This is a genomic window from Crocosphaera sp. XPORK-15E (assembly GCF_034931425.1).
In the GTDB taxonomy this organism is placed as follows: domain Bacteria; phylum Cyanobacteriota; class Cyanobacteriia; order Cyanobacteriales; family Microcystaceae; genus UHCC-0190.
In genome coordinates, this window is sequence record NZ_JAYGHQ010000017.1 from 125,485 (window position 1) to 143,480 (window position 17,996).

Annotated in this window: 29 protein-coding genes and 1 pseudogene; 14 read left to right on the plus strand and 16 right to left on the minus strand. The window is 37.4% G+C overall.

Going from position 1 to position 17,996, the window contains the following annotated elements; all coding sequences use genetic code 11:
- On the plus strand, positions 1 to 489 hold a 489-nt coding region (locus tag VB691_RS19310; protein ID WP_323293156.1), incomplete at its 5' end, for a transposase.
- 346 nt (positions 490 to 835) lie between these two features.
- Here VB691_RS19310 and VB691_RS19315 read toward each other — a convergent pair.
- Positions 836 to 1,054, minus strand: a complete 219-nt coding sequence (locus VB691_RS19315) for a hypothetical protein (protein ID WP_323293157.1) — start codon at positions 1,052 to 1,054, stop codon at positions 836 to 838.
- A 203-nt stretch (positions 1,055 to 1,257) separates the two neighbouring features.
- Between VB691_RS19315 and VB691_RS19320 the strand changes: the two genes are divergently transcribed.
- Both VB691_RS19320 and VB691_RS19325 read left to right on the plus strand, forming a co-directional pair.
- Positions 1,258 to 1,500, plus strand: coding sequence for a hypothetical protein (locus tag VB691_RS19320; RefSeq protein ID WP_323293158.1), 243 nt, complete (start codon positions 1,258 to 1,260; stop codon positions 1,498 to 1,500).
- Between the two features lie 9 nt (positions 1,501 to 1,509).
- On the plus strand, positions 1,510 to 1,830 hold the full coding sequence (locus tag VB691_RS19325) for a type II toxin-antitoxin system RelE/ParE family toxin (protein ID WP_323293159.1): 321 nt from the start codon (positions 1,510 to 1,512) through the stop codon (positions 1,828 to 1,830).
- 214 nt (positions 1,831 to 2,044) lie between these two features.
- Here VB691_RS19325 and VB691_RS19330 read toward each other — a convergent pair whose 3' ends face one another.
- Complete coding sequence (locus VB691_RS19330; protein WP_323293160.1) at positions 2,045 to 2,254, minus strand: DUF6887 family protein; 210 nt, start codon at positions 2,252 to 2,254, stop codon at positions 2,045 to 2,047.
- Positions 2,251 to 2,433, minus strand: coding sequence for a DUF6888 family protein (locus VB691_RS25870; RefSeq protein WP_416245333.1), 183 nt, complete (start codon positions 2,431 to 2,433; stop codon positions 2,251 to 2,253). The genes VB691_RS19330 and VB691_RS25870 overlap by 4 nt, the downstream gene beginning before the upstream one ends.
- Before the next feature lie 59 nt (positions 2,434 to 2,492).
- Here VB691_RS25870 and VB691_RS19335 point away from each other — a divergent pair, with 59 nt between their 5' ends.
- From VB691_RS19335 to VB691_RS19345, 3 genes are all read left to right on the plus strand, one after another.
- Entirely contained in the window at positions 2,493 to 2,672 is a 180-nt protein-coding gene (locus VB691_RS19335; protein ID WP_323293161.1) for a hypothetical protein, read from the plus strand.
- Positions 2,673 to 2,784: 112 nt separating this feature from the next.
- Entirely contained in the window at positions 2,785 to 3,027 is a 243-nt protein-coding gene (locus tag VB691_RS19340; protein WP_323293158.1) for a hypothetical protein, read from the plus strand.
- Between the two features lie 9 nt (positions 3,028 to 3,036).
- Positions 3,037 to 3,357, plus strand: a complete 321-nt coding sequence (locus VB691_RS19345; RefSeq protein ID WP_323293159.1) for a type II toxin-antitoxin system RelE/ParE family toxin — start codon at positions 3,037 to 3,039, stop codon at positions 3,355 to 3,357.
- Between the two features lie 214 nt (positions 3,358 to 3,571).
- Here VB691_RS19345 and VB691_RS19350 read toward each other — a convergent pair whose 3' ends face one another.
- From VB691_RS19350 to VB691_RS19365, 6 genes and pseudogenes are all read right to left on the minus strand, one after another.
- Positions 3,572 to 3,781, minus strand: a complete 210-nt coding sequence (locus VB691_RS19350; protein WP_323293160.1) for a DUF6887 family protein — start codon at positions 3,779 to 3,781, stop codon at positions 3,572 to 3,574.
- A complete protein-coding gene (locus VB691_RS25875) occupies positions 3,778 to 3,960 on the minus strand; it encodes a DUF6888 family protein (RefSeq protein ID WP_416245333.1) in 183 nt (60 codons plus the stop codon). The genes VB691_RS19350 and VB691_RS25875 overlap by 4 nt, the downstream gene beginning before the upstream one ends.
- A gap of 237 nt (positions 3,961 to 4,197) precedes the next feature.
- A complete protein-coding gene (locus tag VB691_RS19355) occupies positions 4,198 to 4,404 on the minus strand; it encodes a type II toxin-antitoxin system HicA family toxin (protein ID WP_323293162.1) in 207 nt (68 codons plus the stop codon).
- The gene (locus tag VB691_RS19360; protein ID WP_323293163.1) at positions 4,401 to 4,610 is read right to left on the minus strand and encodes a type II toxin-antitoxin system HicB family antitoxin; all 210 of its coding nucleotides are present in this window, start codon (positions 4,608 to 4,610) and stop codon (positions 4,401 to 4,403) included. The genes VB691_RS19355 and VB691_RS19360 overlap by 4 nt, the downstream gene beginning before the upstream one ends.
- A pseudogene (locus tag VB691_RS25880) lies at positions 4,600 to 4,680 on the minus strand (DUF6888 family protein); the annotation flags it as partial. The pseudogene VB691_RS25880 and the gene VB691_RS19360, both read right to left, overlap by 11 nt.
- Before the next feature lie 114 nt (positions 4,681 to 4,794).
- Positions 4,795 to 5,820 (minus strand): patatin-like phospholipase family protein, encoded by a 1,026-nt coding sequence (locus VB691_RS19365; RefSeq protein WP_323293164.1) that lies wholly within the window; start codon positions 5,818 to 5,820, stop codon positions 4,795 to 4,797.
- A gap of 209 nt (positions 5,821 to 6,029) precedes the next feature.
- On the opposite strand from VB691_RS19365, the gene thrC reads away from it, so the two are divergent.
- The 4 genes from thrC (at position 6,030) to VB691_RS19385 (ending at position 10,570) form a co-directional block, all read left to right on the plus strand.
- The gene (gene thrC / locus VB691_RS19370) at positions 6,030 to 7,337 is read left to right on the plus strand and encodes a threonine synthase (RefSeq protein ID WP_323293165.1); all 1,308 of its coding nucleotides are present in this window, start codon (positions 6,030 to 6,032) and stop codon (positions 7,335 to 7,337) included.
- A gap of 105 nt (positions 7,338 to 7,442) precedes the next feature.
- On the plus strand, positions 7,443 to 7,718 hold the full coding sequence (locus VB691_RS19375) for a MoaD/ThiS family protein (protein WP_323293166.1): 276 nt from the start codon (positions 7,443 to 7,445) through the stop codon (positions 7,716 to 7,718).
- 286 nt (positions 7,719 to 8,004) lie between these two features.
- Entirely contained in the window at positions 8,005 to 8,193 is a 189-nt protein-coding gene (locus tag VB691_RS19380) for a hypothetical protein (protein WP_323293167.1), read from the plus strand.
- Between the two features lie 304 nt (positions 8,194 to 8,497).
- Positions 8,498 to 10,570, plus strand: coding sequence for an FAD-dependent oxidoreductase (locus tag VB691_RS19385; RefSeq protein WP_323293168.1), 2,073 nt, complete (start codon positions 8,498 to 8,500; stop codon positions 10,568 to 10,570).
- A gap of 25 nt (positions 10,571 to 10,595) precedes the next feature.
- On the opposite strand, the gene VB691_RS19390 is transcribed toward VB691_RS19385, so the two are convergent.
- The 4 genes from VB691_RS19390 to VB691_RS19405 form a co-directional block, all read right to left on the minus strand.
- Positions 10,596 to 10,892 (minus strand): type II toxin-antitoxin system RelE/ParE family toxin, encoded by a 297-nt coding sequence (locus tag VB691_RS19390; RefSeq protein WP_323293169.1) that lies wholly within the window; start codon positions 10,890 to 10,892, stop codon positions 10,596 to 10,598.
- Positions 10,889 to 11,131, minus strand: coding sequence for a hypothetical protein (locus VB691_RS19395; protein ID WP_323293170.1), 243 nt, complete (start codon positions 11,129 to 11,131; stop codon positions 10,889 to 10,891). The genes VB691_RS19390 and VB691_RS19395 overlap by 4 nt, the downstream gene beginning before the upstream one ends.
- 209 nt (positions 11,132 to 11,340) lie before the next feature.
- A complete protein-coding gene (locus VB691_RS19400) occupies positions 11,341 to 11,859 on the minus strand; it encodes a GNAT family N-acetyltransferase (RefSeq protein ID WP_323293171.1) in 519 nt (172 codons plus the stop codon).
- Positions 11,860 to 11,871: 12 nt separating this feature from the next.
- Positions 11,872 to 12,033, minus strand: a complete 162-nt coding sequence (locus tag VB691_RS19405; RefSeq protein WP_323293172.1) for a hypothetical protein — start codon at positions 12,031 to 12,033, stop codon at positions 11,872 to 11,874.
- Between the two features lie 209 nt (positions 12,034 to 12,242).
- On the opposite strand from VB691_RS19405, the gene VB691_RS19410 reads away from it, so the two are divergent.
- A complete protein-coding gene (locus tag VB691_RS19410; RefSeq protein WP_323293173.1) occupies positions 12,243 to 13,301 on the plus strand; it encodes a ribonucleotide-diphosphate reductase subunit beta in 1,059 nt (352 codons plus the stop codon).
- 91 nt (positions 13,302 to 13,392) lie between these two features.
- Positions 13,393 to 13,848: a DUF29 domain-containing protein gene (locus VB691_RS19415; protein WP_323293174.1), complete on the plus strand. Its 456-nt coding sequence runs from the start codon at positions 13,393 to 13,395 to the stop codon at positions 13,846 to 13,848.
- A gap of 26 nt (positions 13,849 to 13,874) precedes the next feature.
- Here the strand turns inward: VB691_RS19415 and VB691_RS19420 are convergent, their stop codons facing one another.
- Both VB691_RS19420 and VB691_RS19425 read right to left on the minus strand, forming a co-directional pair.
- Positions 13,875 to 14,615, minus strand: a complete 741-nt coding sequence (locus VB691_RS19420) for an ABC transporter ATP-binding protein (protein ID WP_323293175.1) — start codon at positions 14,613 to 14,615, stop codon at positions 13,875 to 13,877.
- Between the two features lie 53 nt (positions 14,616 to 14,668).
- Positions 14,669 to 14,893: a ferredoxin family protein gene (locus VB691_RS19425; RefSeq protein WP_323293176.1), complete on the minus strand. Its 225-nt coding sequence runs from the start codon at positions 14,891 to 14,893 to the stop codon at positions 14,669 to 14,671.
- Between the two features lie 262 nt (positions 14,894 to 15,155).
- Between VB691_RS19425 and VB691_RS19430 the strand changes: the two genes are divergently transcribed.
- Entirely contained in the window at positions 15,156 to 16,298 is a 1,143-nt protein-coding gene (locus VB691_RS19430; protein WP_323293177.1) for an AZOBR_p60025 family cell surface glycopolymer formation protein, read from the plus strand.
- Between the two features lie 78 nt (positions 16,299 to 16,376).
- Here the strand turns inward: VB691_RS19430 and VB691_RS19435 are convergent, their stop codons facing one another.
- Positions 16,377 to 16,544, minus strand: a complete 168-nt coding sequence (locus tag VB691_RS19435) for a hypothetical protein (RefSeq protein ID WP_323293178.1) — start codon at positions 16,542 to 16,544, stop codon at positions 16,377 to 16,379.
- 372 nt (positions 16,545 to 16,916) lie between these two features.
- Here VB691_RS19435 and fbp point away from each other — a divergent pair, with 372 nt between their 5' ends.
- Positions 16,917 to 17,969, plus strand: a complete 1,053-nt coding sequence (gene fbp / locus VB691_RS19440; RefSeq protein WP_323293179.1) for a class 1 fructose-bisphosphatase — start codon at positions 16,917 to 16,919, stop codon at positions 17,967 to 17,969.
- Positions 17,970 to 17,996: the final 27 nt, after the last annotated feature.

The following is a 17,996-nucleotide window of genomic DNA, read 5'->3' on the forward strand; positions in this document are numbered from 1 at the left end:
TCTATTTGCTATAAAACAGAGAAGTCATGGAGTTGTCAAAGAAGAGTAGTTACAAAAGTTTGTTATGGAAGTGATGGCTTAAAAATGCGTCACGTTGTGACATCTTTACCCGCTTCAAAAATTCCCCCATCAAAACTTTATACAGAGAAATACTGTCCGAGAGGCGAGATGGAAAATCGTCTTAAAGAACAACAATTAGATTTATTTGCTGATAGAACATCAACTCAAACTATGAGCAGTAATCAACTAAGATTATGGCTACATTCTCTAGCTTACGTTCTCATGAATGCTTTTCGTCAGAACTGTTTAAAAAAAACTTCATTAGCCAAAGCGACTGTGGGAAGAATTCGTCTTAATCTTCTCAAGTTGGGAGCCAGAATAACTATTAGTTGTAGAAGAATTATTATCGCTATATCTACTGCTTGTCCTTACCAAGAAGTTTTAGTAATTGCCAAATCTAGAATTCAAATTATTCCTGATACTGGATAAGGAGTCTTTTCTCAAAAATAGCTATTATATAAGTTGTCGACTGAATGAAATTTTAATTCAGTCCTATTTGTCGTGGAATAATTTAAAACCAACTTAAATTATTCCCATTTTACCTCAGCTTCTAGAAACTCAAAGTCAATTTTTTTACTCATTTAGTTTGGAAATTTCTATTAGTCCTAAAAATTATCATTTTTCATCTCTGAATTGGGGTTTCAAATCAATTTGTGAGAAATGCGGGGATAGCTTGGATCTTTCTTGAACTGTCGATACGCTGCGCGGGTTTGTTCTTGAACCTGTTCGGGTAAATCAGCGAACAATTTACGGAACTCGGCGTTAGTGCGTGATTTCACATTGTCTCTGGATCAAGTTCTTGAGTTTTACCTGCATGGTACTCAGCCATCTCTGAGGCCGCAAGTTTTGCCAGAATATCTGGTGAACGAGAAAACGATTCATCCCAACGCCGATCATCCTCAATTTCTTCTAAAATCATGGCCGCGATCGCGTCTTGTTCACTTTCAGGTAAAGTTTGCAACCTAGCAATTACGCGCTCAAGTAACTCAGTCATGACTACCCCACTCAAAACATTAGAACAGCATCCTATTCATTATCGCTTCTTACAAACAGATGTAGTCTAGTTGGTGGGTTTTACTTCGTTAACGCACCCTACAAGATCCGCGATTGCTCTTGTAGTGTTATCGCAGTATCTTGCACACATTTTTTTTATCTGATGGTATAATTATCAATAAACATTCTATTAATTAAATAGTTATGACCATTACGCTAAATCTTTCACCTGATTTAGAGGCGAAATTACATGATAAAGCTTCACAAGAAGGTAAAGAACTTAACCAAGTGATTACGGAATTACTGACAACGCTTCTTGAATGGGAAACAGAAGAAACGAAAGAAGCAATCAAAGGAATTCAACGAGGATTGACAGATTTTGAGTTAGGAAATTATCGCTCTTTTGATGATTTTGCTACAGAACAAACTAAGAAATATGATTTATAGTCTGAATTTATGAAATATAAAATTCTTATTTCTAGTGTTGCGGAAGCGGAAACAGATCAAATTTTTCTATCAATTTCTCAAAGACTTTCTCAGGAAAAAGCTAAGGAATGGTATAAAGGATTATTAAAGGCGATTCAATCTTTAGAAAAAATGCCTAAACGGTGTGCTTTAGCAAGAGAAAATAAACAGTTTAGTCAAGAAATTCGCCAATTTCTTTATGGGAAAGGACGGAATACTTATCGGATTATTTTTACGGTAATTGAAAATGAGGATAGTTCTTTTGTGAGAATTCTTCATGTTAGACACGCCGTACAACAAAGTTTATATTAAGAATAATATTGTTCAGAAATTAATAAATATCGGCGATCACACTAAGTTCTGTAGGGTGGATTAGCGCAGCGTAATCCACCATTAAATTAATTAATGAATAACCATAAACTAGGCGCGTTACACTTCCTTAACGCACCCTACAAGATCCGCGTTGCCGAAGGCACTGCGAAGCAGACCGCACTACTGCGAAGCAGACCGCACTCATGACGGATAATCAAGGTTCAGACTTTTTGCGAAATCGTGCTGTAAACTCAGGATATTTTTCTAAGTCTTCAACCGAATCTACTGGAGGCATTTCAATCCAATTTCCTTCTTGATGTAATCTGTCTATATAAGCATAGAAAGCTTCTTGATCATCTCTGTGAGAAAGCATATAATCTTGCAGTTCTTTTTGACTCATTGCTTGAAATTTGGGTTGACTCATGCAATGTACCTCCAATTTCCGTTTGGATAGATTTCAATGATGTTTTCCTCTCCTGCAAGGAAAAAAATATTTCCCGTGCGCTCATCTAGACGAACAATGTTAATAGGTAAATAAAGTCTAGTAAACCAACAACACAGGATATAACATCTTGTTTTTTGCTCTGATATAGCTATAATTATAACTCCTTTTTTTGGTTAATTTGAAAGATGATATCAATTATAAAATAGGCCTGTTAAAAATGATGATAGAAAAATTGAAAAAAATCCCTTTTTGGCGATCGCATTATAGGAAAGGGCGATCGCTGATTGAACAAATACACCACAGGGTTATATTTGTTGGGTTTCGTTCCTCAACCCAACCTACAAGATCCGCGATCGCACTAATTCATTATCGCTTCTTACAAACAAATTTAGGCTAGTCGGTGCGTTTTACTTCGTTAACGCACCCTACAAGAGCGATCGCACTATCTTCCACACAATTTTTTATCTAATGGTATAATTATCAATAAACATTCTATTAATTAAATAGTTATGACCATTACGCTAAATCTTTCACCTGATTTAGAGGCGAAATTACATGATAAAGCTTCACAAGAAGGTAAAGAACTTAACCAAGTGATTACGGAATTACTGACAACGCTTCTTGAATGGGAAACAGAAGAAACGAAAGAAGCAATCAAAGGAATTCAACGAGGATTGACAGATTTTGAGTTAGGAAATTATCGCTCTTTTGATGATTTTGCTACAGAACAAACTAAGAAATATGATTTATAGTCTGAATTTATGAAATATAAAATTCTTATTTCTAGTGTTGCGGAAGCGGAAACAGATCAAATTTTTCTATCAATTTCTCAAAGACTTTCTCAGGAAAAAGCTAAGGAATGGTATAAAGGATTATTAAAGGCGATTCAATCTTTAGAAAAAATGCCTAAACGGTGTGCTTTAGCAAGAGAAAATAAACAGTTTAGTCAAGAAATTCGCCAATTTCTTTATGGGAAAGGACGGAATACTTATCGGATTATTTTTACGGTAATTGAAAATGAGGATAGTTCTTTTGTGAGAATTCTTCATGTTAGACACGCCGTACAACAAAGTTTATATTAAGAATAATATTGTTCAGAAATTAATAAATATCGGCGATCACACTAAGTTCTGTAGGGTGGATTAGCGCAGCGTAATCCACCATTAAATTAATTAATGAATAACCATAAACTAGGCGCGTTACACTTCCTTAACGCACCCTACAAGATCCGCGTTGCCGAAGGCACTGCGAAGCAGACCGCACTACTGCGAAGCAGACCGCACTCATGACGGATAATCAAGGTTCAGACTTTTTGCGAAATCGTGCTGTAAACTCAGGATATTTTTCTAAGTCTTCAACCGAATCTACTGGAGGCATTTCAATCCAATTTCCTTCTTGATGTAATCTGTCTATATAAGCATAGAAAGCTTCTTGATCATCTCTGTGAGAAAGCATATAATCTTGCAGTTCTTTTTGACTCATTGCTTGAAATTTGGGTTGACTCATGCAATGTACCTCCAATTTCCGTTTGGATAGATTTCAATGATGTTTTCCTCTCCTGCAAGGAAAAAAATATTTCCCGTGCGCTCATCTAGACGAACAATGTTAATAGGTAAATAAAGTCTAGTAAACCAACAACACAGGATATAACATCTTGTTTTTTGCTCTGATATAGCTATAATTATAACTCCTTTTTTTGGTTAATTTGAAAGATGATATCAATTATAAAATAGGCCTGTTAAAAATGATGATAGAAAAATTGAAAAAAATCCCTTTTTGGCGATCGCATTAATAAACATCCCAAAAATCAGATAATTACGGTGAATAACAATCAATTAGGTGCGTTACATTTCATTAACGCACCCTACAAGATAGGCGATCGCGCTGCTTTTATTCACCATTGAGAATATAATTGAAAAAGATTAAATATCATCTTCCGTTAAGTCTGCATCTTTCATAATCTTTTTTAGTGTACCAACAGGTAAATCTCGATTACCATGAATGGGGATTACTAATATTTCGTCTTTATTCTCTTTTGTATAAATATGATGACTACCAGTGACTCGTTTAAGTTGCCAGCCTAATTTCTCAATAATTTTACACAGTTTTTTCCCTGAAATGGATTTCATACAGATATTTCAATTTGTTTAGCCTTGTTACTCCCTTCCTCGGTAGATGCTTTTTCGCTTGCTACTTCTAACCATAATTCTATGGCTTCTTTGAGCATTTCCATTAAATGTTCATAGGTTTCTCCCCAAGTATGACATCCGGGTAAAGCAGGAACTGAACCACACCACACTCCATCTTCTTGCCAAATAATAACTTTAATTTTCATACTTGTTGATGGGTTGATAACCATTAGATAACCACTGACAAAGAATAACAGCTTGAATAGATTGTGCTGAGGTTGGCCATTTATCAGACTCCTTATTTTAACAAAAAATTATAACTCAATAAATTAGGTGAGTTACACTTTGTTAAAGAACCCTACAAGATCGGCGATCGCACTAGACAAATACCTACACTAGAAGCTTACAGAGCCTATCGATCGTTTGACTATGGGTGTGAATCAGATTGTCTGCAAGAAGTTTTAGTGAGAAGACATTGTCTGGCTTAGCATTGTCCATTCTCTCATCAACATTTATAAGTATTGGCTGAACACGGTAATACTTATCATAAGGAATCAACTGCTGAAGTTGATAATTGACAGCATCATCAACACCATCAAAAACTACGTCTAGAATCGGCTGCGCCCAATTAGCTAACCCCCACGTTCTTGCATTTTCGTATGGAATTCTCTTAGAAATTTCTCCAGTGCCGAGGGAGACAAACACGAAATCATCATTTACATTTTTATAAACTCGTTTTGCCTCAACATAAGCATACATGGCAGGATTGTTGGCATAAACACCACCATCCACCAAAGCATAGTAATCTGAAGAATTAGGCTTGTTTAGTTTAAGAGGCTCAAAATACGTCGGTGCAGCAGAAGTTGCACGACCGACTAATTTCATTGGAAAGTCTTCGCTAATTTTTTGCTTTGCTTGACTACTGAGGAAAATTTGAGGGCGGCGGCGTTCTAGATCATAACTTGTAATTAGCACATCTTTCAAAGACTCACTGAGACGGGTATCACCAAAGTAGGTATCTAAAACTTGTTCAAGTCCCTCAAACGGATATTTGGGATGAAAAGTTCCTCCTGCGTCAGTCCAAAAACCCTCAAGCAAATCAGGGCGAAATATTTTAGTGCCTTCTTTCTCATACAGATCTACCAATTCCTGAGCACTGTACTTTGGCTTCCCCTTAAAAGTTAAATCTGGCTTATTGAGTCCCAACGCTAAAATTCCACCAGTCGAAGTGCCAGCAATTAAATCGAATAGCTCTACAGTTTTTTTGTTTGTCCGATTCTCAATTTCAGCTAACAACATTGCTGGAAGAATTCCTCGAATACCTCCACCATCGATCGACAATATTTTAATCATGCTATAAAATCCTTGAACTTCAATCTGGATGCACTGAACATTTGATTTTGATAAAGTCGCCACTAAGAACCCGAACCTAGATTCTGCTAGGTTACTGCTGCCTAACCTATAATCGTACCGTATTTGCCGTAAAACACCCCGTCAGCTAAAAATCACTTGACCCCTACCCCCAAATTTTAATCCCGACTAAATTTGTCGGGTATGTTTGACGGGGGTTTTCACCCGTGTTACTGTACAAGAAGATTGACAAAGTGTTACCCAAGTACCCAACTATGACCCAGGCAACTCAAACCCAAACCCAAACAGGTTTTAGCCCCACTTTTACCCACCTCGTTTCTAAAGAAGGTGGGGTTAAATATCCCCTCAAGGCCCTTCATGTCTGTGAAGAAACCTTTTCACCCCTAGAAGTGGCTTATGATTATGATGCCATTCGTCGCCAAGTAACCCGCGAAACCATTCAAGCGGGCCCCAACTCAATCTGGCGTTATAAAGCATTTTTGCCCGTAGAAAGCGAAAATCCCATAGATGTTGGCACAGGGATGACCCCTCTCGTTAAATCTCACCGTCTCGCCCGTCGCCTGGGTCTGAAAAATCTTTATATTAAGAATGATGCGGTGAACATGCCTACCCTTAGCTTTAAGGATAGAGTCGTCTCCGTTGCTTTGACTCGTGCTAAGGAATTAGGATTTACTACCGTTTCCTGTGCTAGTACCGGAAATTTAGCCAATTCTACCGCCGCGATCGCAGCTTACGCAGGTTTAGACTGTTGTGTGTTCATTCCTGCTGATTTAGAATCAGGGAAAGTGTTAGGAACCCTCATCTACAATCCTACCGTAATGGCTGTTAAAGGCAACTATGACCAAGTTAACCGTCTCTGTTGCGAAGTGGGTAACACTTATGGTTGGGGCTTTGTTAATATTAATTTGCGTCCCTACTATTCTGAAGGTTCCAAGACATTAGGTTTTGAAGTAGCAGAACAGTTAGGCTGGAAATTACCTGACCATATAGTAGCACCTTTAGCCTCTGGTTCTCTTTATACCAAGATTTACAAAGGCTTCCAAGAATTTGTTAAAGTCGGATTAGTGGAAGACAAGCCTGTACGTTTCAGTGGCGCACAAGCTGAAGGATGTTCTCCCATTGCCACAGCTTTCAGAGAAGGACGGGATTTTGTCACACCTGTTAAACCTGATACTATTGCTAAGTCTATCGCTATTGGTAATCCTGCTGATGGTTATTATGCCTTAGAAATTGCTCGTAAGACTAACGGCAATATTGAGAGTGTTAACGATGCTGAGATTATAGAAGGCATCAAACTATTAGCAGAGACAGAAGGTATCTTTACCGAGACTGCTGGTGGTACTACCGTTGCTGTGTTGAAGAAACTGGTGGAAGCAGGTAAAATTGATCCCGAAGAAACCACCGTTGTCTATATCACTGGAAATGGCCTAAAAACCCAAGAAGCGGTACAAGAATACATCGGTCAACCCTTATTTATTGAACCCAAACTAGATAGTTTTGAGCGTGCGTTGGAACGTTCTCGCACCTTAGACCGTCTGGAATGGCAACAAGTTCTAGTTTAGTCCCCGCTATAGTCGTCAGGGTTTTCTCATCTTGTATCCCTGACGGCTGTTTTTTGGGTAATCATTACCCATAATTGATTGTAATTTGTTCATTTTTCAACGACTATGGCTGTAAAAGTATTAATTCCCACACCCCTACAAAAATACACTAATAACCAAGCTACCTTAGAATGTAGTGCGGAAAATGTGATTTCCTTAATTGAAACCCTAGAACAAACTTTTCCTGGTATTAAGGCGCGTTTGTGCGATGATGATGGAACTCCCCGCCGTTTTTTGAATTTCTATGTGAATAGTGAAGATATTCGCTTTTTGGATAATACGGAAACCTCTCTCAAAGATGGGGACGAGGTGAGTATTGTTCCTGCGGTTGCAGGGGGTTAAGAAAGGAAGAATTAAGGTTTTTCCTGTTGGTAAAGGTAAAGTATTGCTTCAATCAATGTGTTTTAATTAGACCTGCTGATGCAGGTTTTTTTGTATATGGCAATATTGTTGGCGATCGCTGTAAGATTGAGGATTAGTGAAAACCTTTTTATTTTGGAATCTTAATAGCAAATAAGTAACCCCACTGAAAAAAAGATGGTCTTTATCCCCCAAAAACAGCAAAGACACCCATTTTATTAACAAAAATCCGAGTTATGATCAGTGATTAAAGTCGGATAAAAACCATATGAATTCAGCCTTATTAGAAACAAAAAATGAGCAACAGTTGAGACAATTATCACATAAATTTGTGATTTTAGAAACAAAACTAATCAACTTGGAAGAATTTCATAATGATGCTCATATCACGAATGGTTATTTTGGGGTTTTACAAAAATGTGTTAATGATAATAATAGTCTTTCTGTTTCCCAATGAATCGTAATTATTATCTTAGTCTCCAACAAAATCGATAAAAGAAACTGTATTAAATTAACCCTGATTATTCAATTAAGAAAAAATAAAACCCTGATCAATACCTAAGATGATACAACAATTTCACAATATTGGTTAACTTCTTAATAATTGGGCGCAAATCTAGAAAAAAACTTAAAAAACAGGGACATTTCTGGTCAGCTTTCCTAGACTTGAGAGACAAAAAGCAACAAAAATTACTGGTTAATTATTTATCTTGATAATTCTTAACTAGCTACCATACCATAGACATAAAATTAGGAAAATCATGGGGCAACTTGAAAAAATGCAACAAGGTCAAGGAAAGATATTCTCCCAGAAAACAACCACCAAGATGCAAGGTTTACGACGTATTTTAGCCGCCTTATCCCTCGGTGTAATCTGTTTAGAATCAACCTTACCCGTGTTAGCGGCCCCACCTCGTAACCCCGAAGAAACCATTAACTGTGATATCTTAATAGTGGGAGGGGGACTTTCAGGAGCCGCCGCCGCCTATGAAGGGTTATTAGCAGGACGTACCGTGTGCCTCACGGAGATAACTGACTGGATTGGCGGACAAATTTCGTCTCAAGGTACTTCTGCCCTAGATGAAGGCAAAAGTCAGCGATCGCTGCAATATTTCCCCAAAGGGTATCGAGTGCTACGGGATAATATTACAAGGCTTTACGGTAAGCAAAATCCGGGAGATTGTTGGGTCAGTGAAAGCTGTTTTCTTCCCTATCACGGTCATCAATTATTATATCAACAGTTAAAAGAGGCTGAACAATTGGGACGAGGCACTCTCAAATGGTTTCCCTCAACGGTGATTAAACAATTAGAAATTAGTGATAACAAAAAACTGATTAATGGGGCGATCGCTATTCAACATAATCCCAAAGTGGGGATAGCTCTAAATCAAGACCCCTTATCCAAAACCATTGAAGATGCCTATAATTACAAAAACTCCGATAAGTTTAACAAAAAAATCATCCGCTTTCAGGCCAAATCAAAAAAAGGTCATCCTACAGATTGGTTTGTGGTTGAAGCCACAGAAACGGGTGAAATCGTGGCTTTAGCGGATGTTCCCTATCGTATAGGTCTTGATCCACGCAGCTATCTTAACCCATCTTCCCCCACAGAAAAAGGCGATCCCTATTGCGTCCAAGGGTTTACCTATCCCTTTGCGATGGAAAGGACAGCGACACCCCAACCCCAGTATAAACCACCGTTTTACGAACAATACCAACCTTACTACGGTTATGATAGCGATCGCCGATTTGCCTATTTTGATTTAGTCTTTACCTATCGACGGATCTGGAGTCCCCAAAAAGGCCAATTGATCCGAGTGGGACAGATGAAGGTTCATGAACCCACACCAGGGGACATTTCTATGCAAAACTGGTTATGGGGCAATGATTATCGGCCAGGAACATCCCAGGATAATCTCATTTACACCCATGATCAATTAGAAAAAACAGGACAATTGCAACCTGGGGGATGGAAAGGCGGGTTACGCACCGAAACCCTGAGAAAAGGCGAGGAAATTTCCCTAGGATTTTATTATTGGTTAGTGGCAGGCAATACAGATTCTCGGTTAGGCTATGGAATTAAACGGCCTGAACCCAATCATCGTCTCTTAACTGGGTTAAGTTCTCCCATGGGAACCCAGCACGGGTTATCGAAATATCCCTATATTCGGGAGGGAAGGCGGATTATCGGTAGACCTTCTTATGATCATCCTGAAGGGTTTTCTCTCAATGAAATTGATATTTCTACCAAAGATTATTGGAATGATTTTTATCGGACGACCCTACCCCGGCCCATGTATCAACAGGTTTGGTCAACCATTGCTAATTTAGAATCTACAGCGATGACACCGAATAATCGTCCTTCTTATTTAATGACCAGACGCACCCATGCAACGGTTTATCCTGACTCGGTGGGGGTAACTCAATATATGATTGATTTCCATCCTTGTATGGCTTTATCTCCTCCAGAAAAGCCAGGAAACAGGGAACGGGAAGATGTTCGTGTTGGTCAAGGTTCCGCTTATCCCGCACAAATTCCTCTCAGAGCGATGATTCCCCAAAAAGTTGATAATTTGATTATTTCAGGGAAAAGTATTGCGAGCAGTCATATTGCGGCCGCGGCCTATCGGGTGCATGGGTTTGAGTGGTCAGTAGGAGCAGCAGCAGGAACTTTAGCCAGTTTTTCCTTGGAAAAGAATGTTTTGCCCTATGAGTTAATCGATAATTTACCCCAACAAGAAGCCAAATTACAAGAGTTACGTTATCGACTCGAAAATAATGGAAATCCCACGGCTTTTCCACAAACAATCATGTTTGATGCTCGTCGGCCGTAAGGGAAATTTGAGAAAGCGATCGCAGTTATTTATTGGAAAAAATACCTGTTAAATCCCGATATCCACTGACAACACGGAGAATTTCGACATCATCCTCAACAACTTGATAAAAGACGATGTAATCCATCAGCAAAAGTCCCCGTAAACCTGGTCTTAATCGAGCATAAGACTTGCCTATATGGGGGAAACGTGCAAGGTGTTGGCATTTTTCGTTGAATGTTTGTACGAAGCGATCGCCTGCATCGACGCTGCTCTCCAGAAAATACTCACAAATTCCCTCCAAGTCGTGGCACGCAGTCGCCGTAATCTTTAGAGACCTCATACTGAGGCTGCTTTGGCGGCTTCTACCTTACTGCGTAATCGAGCCAGCACCTCAGTTGCATCTAAAATATCACCTCGCGCTGCTGCCTGTACACCTTCTTCGAGCTTTAGTCGTGTTTGTTCGACCCAAACTAGATATTCTGGAGTTTCTTCTGACTCTTGCCTTGTTATCTCATCAGCGAGTAGAATAAGAGCGGTGTTAATTGCATCCTCAAGAGTTGCATACCCACCCTGTTGCAAGAGGGATTCAAGAACTTGGCTCTGCTGTGAACTGAGGGTGATTTGCATATCGGTTCAGTGCTTAAGGGCTATGGGTTTGACAGGAAGGATTCTATTCTAATATAGCAGATTGAATAGGTTGGGTTGAACAATAGTGAAACCCAACAACCTTTGCTGAAGGATTATATTGAGAGAAAAACATTTTTCCTCTACTTCTCCAACTCTTAAAATTAATCTAAAATCTCTCCCTCAAAAGATGAGGTAACTGATTTAAACATAAAGCGAGATTGAGTTTTAAAGCCTAAATTATCATAAAGATTGAGGGCGGGTTGATTAATATCAAACACTTGTAATCCTAGTTGATGACTCCCTTGATTAATCACCCAAGTTTTTGCCTGATTAATCAACTGAGTAGCTAACCCTCGACGACGGTGTTGCTGCATTACATAAATTAAGAAAATATGACCATAGCGATCGCCTGTTACTTGATCAATTCCCGTCCCCATCCAAAGACAAGCCACAGGGTTAACAGGTTGCAATGTATCTTCCTCAAATATAATCCACCAGAGGGGAGTCTTGGCAGAAAAATATTGGGACACCGTTTTCTTTAAATGACTAAAATCTGACTGCTCAGGAAACAATTCTTGATAAGTCAGCTGCATAAACTTTAATAGTTTCGCTTGATCAAGGGTTGAACCTCTTTTGAGTTGATAGGGAGAGGGTAAATCCGTCGGTTGCTTTGTTTCCATTTTAACAATAGTTTATCCCACATCCCAAACTAAACTAGACATTGCCACGTCATCAATGGGAGCAGGAGCAGCTAAATCTGATGGTAAGAAAGCACGGGCCGTTACAGCTACCAAAGCGACTAAGAAAATCAAGACAATTAACAGAGGAGCAATATATTGACGAAAAAATACCATAAGATTCCTTGAATTACAAGAGATGATGAATTATTATAATATTATAGTAGATTGTATAATCAAAAGGCAAAATCAATCTTAGTCGAATGATTTTAAGAGATAATTATAATCTGAATATAACTTTAACCGAAAAATAGCCGAACAATTTCCCTTCAATCTCAAAAATTGTTGTATAATCCAAGAATAAACCTTAAAAATAAAGTCGAATAATGCTCATCATTAATCAAAAACAAATGCCCATCAACCCCATCTTTAACCCAGAAGGAGATGATGCGACAGAAAACCGCTCTATCTGGTTTGGTAATACAACTAATTTAATGCAGTTAAATGATGTTCGTTATACTTGGGCAGTAGGTTTATATCAACAAATGCGGGAAAATTTCTGGATTCCTCAGCGTCTAGATATTACTCAAGATGTAACTGATTATGCTAATTTAACCGAAGATGAACGGTATGCTTATGATGGTATTTTATCCTATCTTACCTTTTTAGATTCTGTGCAAACTTGCAATATTCCTCACATAAAAAGTAGTATTACTGCTCCAGAAATAAGTCTGTGTATGGCGGAACAGATTTCTCAAGAAGGAATGCACAATCAAAGTTATCAATACATTATTGAAACTATTATTCCCCCAGACAGAAGAAGTCAAGTTTATGATTTTTGGCGCACGGATAAAGTCTTAAAAGATCGTTGTCAATTCATTGCTACATTATACCAAAAATATATTGACAATGCCACGGCTGAAAACTATTTCATCGCTTTACTTGCAGATTTTTTGTTAGAGGGATTATATTTTTATAATGGCTTCATTTACTTCTATAACTTGGCTTCTCGGATGTTAATGCCAGGGTCAGCCGACATTTTTAAAATGATTAACCGAGATGAACTAAGTCATGTTAGATTATATCAAAAATTGATCCCAGAAGCCAGAAAAGTTTTCCCTCATTCCGTCGAACAAATATATGAAATGTTTGATATGGCCGTTGAACACGAATGTCGTTGGACTAACCATATTGTGGGTAATAATATATTAGGAATTACGGAGTCAAGTACGGAAAAATATACCAAATATCTGGCCAATATTCGCTTACGTTCGATAGGTTTAGAACCCCTTTATCCTGAACCCAAATACAACAAAAGTCCCTACACCCATTTAGAGAGATTTTCTGATACTAAAAAAGAAGGTCATACTAAAGCAAATTTCTTTGAAGCAACTGTTACCAGTTATGTCATGTCTTCTGGAGTGACAGGATGGGATGAAATTTAGATTTCTTAATCTACAAGAGTAAAAGTAAGTAGCTAATCATTTAAAAAGTATTAGCTACTATCCAAATTATTTGAATAGGAAATCAAGTAAAATGTCAATACAAATTTCATCAAAAACATCAAATTTGTATCAAGAAGATTTTAATTTATGGTTAGAAAGGATAGTTAACTTATTGCGGGAAGGTAAATTATTAGAAATTGATTATCCAAATCTTATTGAGGAATTAGAAAGCATGGGGAGAAGTGAGAAAAATGCTTTAAAAAGTAATTTAAGAATTTTATTAATGCACTTACTAAAATATCAGTATCAACCTCAAAAAAGAAGCAATAGTTGGCGTTATACAATTAGTGAACATCGCCAAAGAATTGCCGATAGTTTAGAAAATAGTCCAAGTTTAAGGGCTTTTTTAGCAGATAATTTTGAACAATGTTATCAAGGGGCAAAACGCTTAGCATCTGATGAAACTGGCTTATCTCTTAATATGTTTCCCGAAGATTGTCCTTTTCTGTTAGATGAAGTGATAGACATGAATTATTTGCCTGATTAAAAACTCACAAAACATTCAAATTATTATTATGATTTTTCATCTCTGGTATCTTGATAAGCGGCCCCTAAATATAATTGTCCAACTTTGGGGTCGTTTAATAACTCTTTTCCCGTTCCTTCAAAGCGATCGCGTCCACTTTCTAAGACATATCCCCTATCTGCCATCATTAAGGCTTTCTTAGCGTTTTGTTCCACTAAAACAACGGCTTTTCCCGTTAAATTAATGGCCTTGATTTGTTCAAAAACACTATTAACTAAAATGGGAGATAAGGCCGCCGAAGGTTCATCTAATAATAACACATCAGGATCTAGCATTAAGGCCCGTCCCATAGCTAACATTTGCCTTTCTCCCCCTGATAAAGTTCCGGCCCGTTGACGACGACGCTCAGCAAGTCGGGGAAACATGGTGTAAATTCGTTCTTTTTGTTGTTTTAAGGAACCATGACTAATAAAGGCTCCCATCTCTAAATTTTCCTCGATAGTTAGGGCAGAAAAAACATTAGAAATTTGAGGAACATAACACATTCCTAATTTAACAATTTCATCAGATTTTAGCCCCGTAATCTCCTGTCCTTTAAAAATAATTTTACCTTGATTCGCTTTTAATAGTCCAAAAATCGTTTTTACTAAAGTAGATTTTCCCGCCCCATTAGGGCCAATTACGGTGACTAATTCCCCCATAGAAATACGAAAATTAATGCCCTGTAGGATATTCAAATCTTTCACATATCCGGCATAAACATCATGAACTTCGAGGATATTTTCCATAATTAAAATGATAATACCTTAAACTTATGCGTAAAAAAAATGCTAACTTAAGGTTAGGGCGTTTTTTGTAATTCTGGTCGTTCTTCGGGAATAATTGCCCCTTCTACCGGACAAACTTGTAAACAAATTCCGCAGTCAATACAGGTCGTAAAATCAATCCAATACCAATCAGTTCCCTTGGAATTTTTACCCGGCCCTGGATGAATACAAGCCACGGGACAAGCATCTACACAGTCGGCAACGCCTTCACAGGTTTCAGTGACAATAGTATGGGGCAAGGTTTTTCTCCTTTGAGTTTTATTCTACCGTTTGTTATTGTAAACTATCTCGGTCAACCTGACCAGATCTAATTAATTTTTTTTGCTCCATTCTTTTGCTAGAATACCTTTGACTGAGATCTTGTACCTAGCTTAAAAAACCCGATTTTTGACCAAATAGTAATGAATTTATGCTTGGTTTAAGTCTTGAAAAATCGGGTTTTTGTAATTTTTAAATCATGGTGTAAGATCTCAGTTTGACAAAAAATTATTTTCAGAGAAAATGCTCAAAAGTCCTAGGTTCAAACTCTCCCCAGAAATCATTAATTTATTAATCCCTTGTCTGGTAGTTCTTGCTATTACGCTCTATTTCTATTTTAGCAAATTTGAGGGCAATATTACGGGATTTTTTCGGATTGGTTCAATTTTACCTCTTTCCCCCTATCTTAATGCTGATACAGCTTTAATTTATCAAGGAGAAATTGGTTATGATGGACAACAATTTTTAAGCCTGGCCCTTGATCCTTTTTTACAAAATCCTGAAACAATTAACGCCCTTGATCATCCTATTTATCGGTATCGACGTATTTTATATCCCCTAATAAGTTATGTTTTTAGTTTTGGTTATCGTCCCCTAATTCCCTATATGATGGTAGGGATTAATGCGCTTTCAATTATTGCAATTATCTGGATAATTAATCTTTATTTTAAATCGGATAATAGGTTTAAATATCAGCCTCTACTTACTTTATGTATTCCTGGGGTTTGGATGGTATTATCTTTAGGCACGGCTGACTTATTAAGTAGCGTATTCTTGATCGGAGCTTTTTATTGTTATCGTGATCATAAATACCTAGAGACTGCTATTTTTATTAGTTTGGGTTGTTTGACTAGAGAGACATTATTAATTATCTGGTTTTCTCTATTTTTAGCAAGTCTTTTACAAGGAAAAATAAAGCAAATAAAATATTTATTATTTGCCTTACTTCCTCCTATCTTTTGGACTGTTTATATTACTTTTTTAAATTTACCTGGAAAAGTCAGAGTAAAAGATAACTTTGGGCTTCCTTTAATGGGAATTGTCAACAAATTTACGGCCCTTTTGACAGGAGGTTTAAACGGGAGAAACTTATTTGAAGCTTATCTTTTTATCCTATTATTGATGAGTTTTATCGCAATTTTTATCATTTACCTACAAAACCGACAAACTAACTTATTAATACAAATTAGCAATGGTTTTTATAGTCTCATGTTTATCTTTAGTAGCATCACAATTTTAGGTTATTATTTAGATTATTCACGGGTGTTTATGGATGTTTATTTTTTACTTTTACTTAGTTGGAATAGCAGTAAAATACCTTGGAAAACTACCATATTATCCGCATCAGGATTAAGTAGTTTAGCCTTTTTGATCTTACATTCTTAAGCAAAATATGCTAAGTAGTCGAACACAATTAAAGTTAATTGTTTATTTATGTCCTACTACTTATAATCTAAAATAAACTTAACCCCCCACAACTTTATGACAAACTAAAAAATAATCTCTGAGGGCAGAAAAGGCTAACTCTTGTTGTTCATAAGATAAATAATCTCTGGTTTTAGCAAATTTACTTTTCAAACCAGGGCTAAATTGATAAGTTTCTTTCAACAATTGACAATGAACAATGGACAATTGACAATTACCTCTACCTTTTAGGTAGAGGATTGAAAATAAGGAAAATTTTTTTAATTTATCCCCTTTAAAGAGGAGGTTTTCAACCAAATTAACCAATTGTCAATTGTCCATTGTCAATTGTCCATTGATAAATTTCTCTCCCTTAACCTTAATAATTTAACTTTTCTAAAATAACATTGATTAATTGTTCATGGTGAACAACCATTAATTATTAACCTAACATGAAGCTAGTCTAAAGTTATCCGCAGTTTCAACTATTTTTGATTAAGATCAATAAGAACCTTGATGAAGTCAAACAATTGACTTCCGAATTAAAGCGGTGTCCCTACACCCTACACCCTATTGATATTCTGAACTTCTGACTTTATTATGACAAGTTTACAGCCTCTCGTAATTCCTGAACATAGCCTTGACCGTGACTGTACCACTCTTTCTCGCCACGTTTTACAGCAATTAAAGAGTTTTTCTCCTGAAGCACAGGATCTCAGTGCTATTATGAACCGCATTGCCCTTGCTGGCAAGTTAATCGCCCGTCGTCTCAGTCGGGCCGGTTTAATGGCTGATGTGTTAGGGTTTACCGGAGAAACCAATGTGCAAGGAGAGTCCGTCAAAAAGATGGATGTCTTTGCTAATGATGTGTTTATCTCCGTTTTTAAGCAAAGTGGGTTAGTTTGTCGTCTTGCTTCTGAGGAGATGGATAAACCCTATTATATCCCTGAAAATTGTCCCATTGGTCGTTATACTTTGCTATATGATCCGATTGATGGATCATCCAATGTTGATATTAATTTGAGTGTGGGATCAATCTTTGCTATTCGTGAACAAACAGGAGATGATTTAGATGGAGAAGGTAGTGATTTATTGCAAAATGGACGAGGACAATTAGCCGCAGGTTATATTGTTTATGGCCCTTCTACCATGTTGGTTTATTCTATTGGTCATGGGGTTCATTCTTTCTTACTTGACCCCAGTTTAGGGGAATTTATTTTGGCCCAAGAAAATATTAAAATCCCTGATCATGGGCCGGTTTATAGTACCAATGAAGGTAATTTTTGGCAGTGGGATGAAGCTATTCGAGATTATGCTCGTTATGTCCATCGTCATGAAGGTTATACTGCCCGTTATAGTGGGGCATTAGTGGGAGATATTCACCGAATTTTGATGCAAGGTGGTGTATTTTTATACCCTGGAACTATTAAGAAACCAGAAGGTAAATTACGTTTACTTTATGAGACTGCACCTTTAGCTTTTTTGATTGAACAAGCAGGTGGAAAAGCGAGTGATGGGTTACAACCTATCTTAGATCTTGTCCCTAATAAACTTCATGCGAGAAGTCCTGTCGTGATTGGTTCTAAAGAAGATGTTAGCCTGGTAGAATCATTTATTCTCGATCATAAGCGTCGGGGTGGTGAAGGGAAATAAAAAGACAAAAGATCATGAAATTATGAT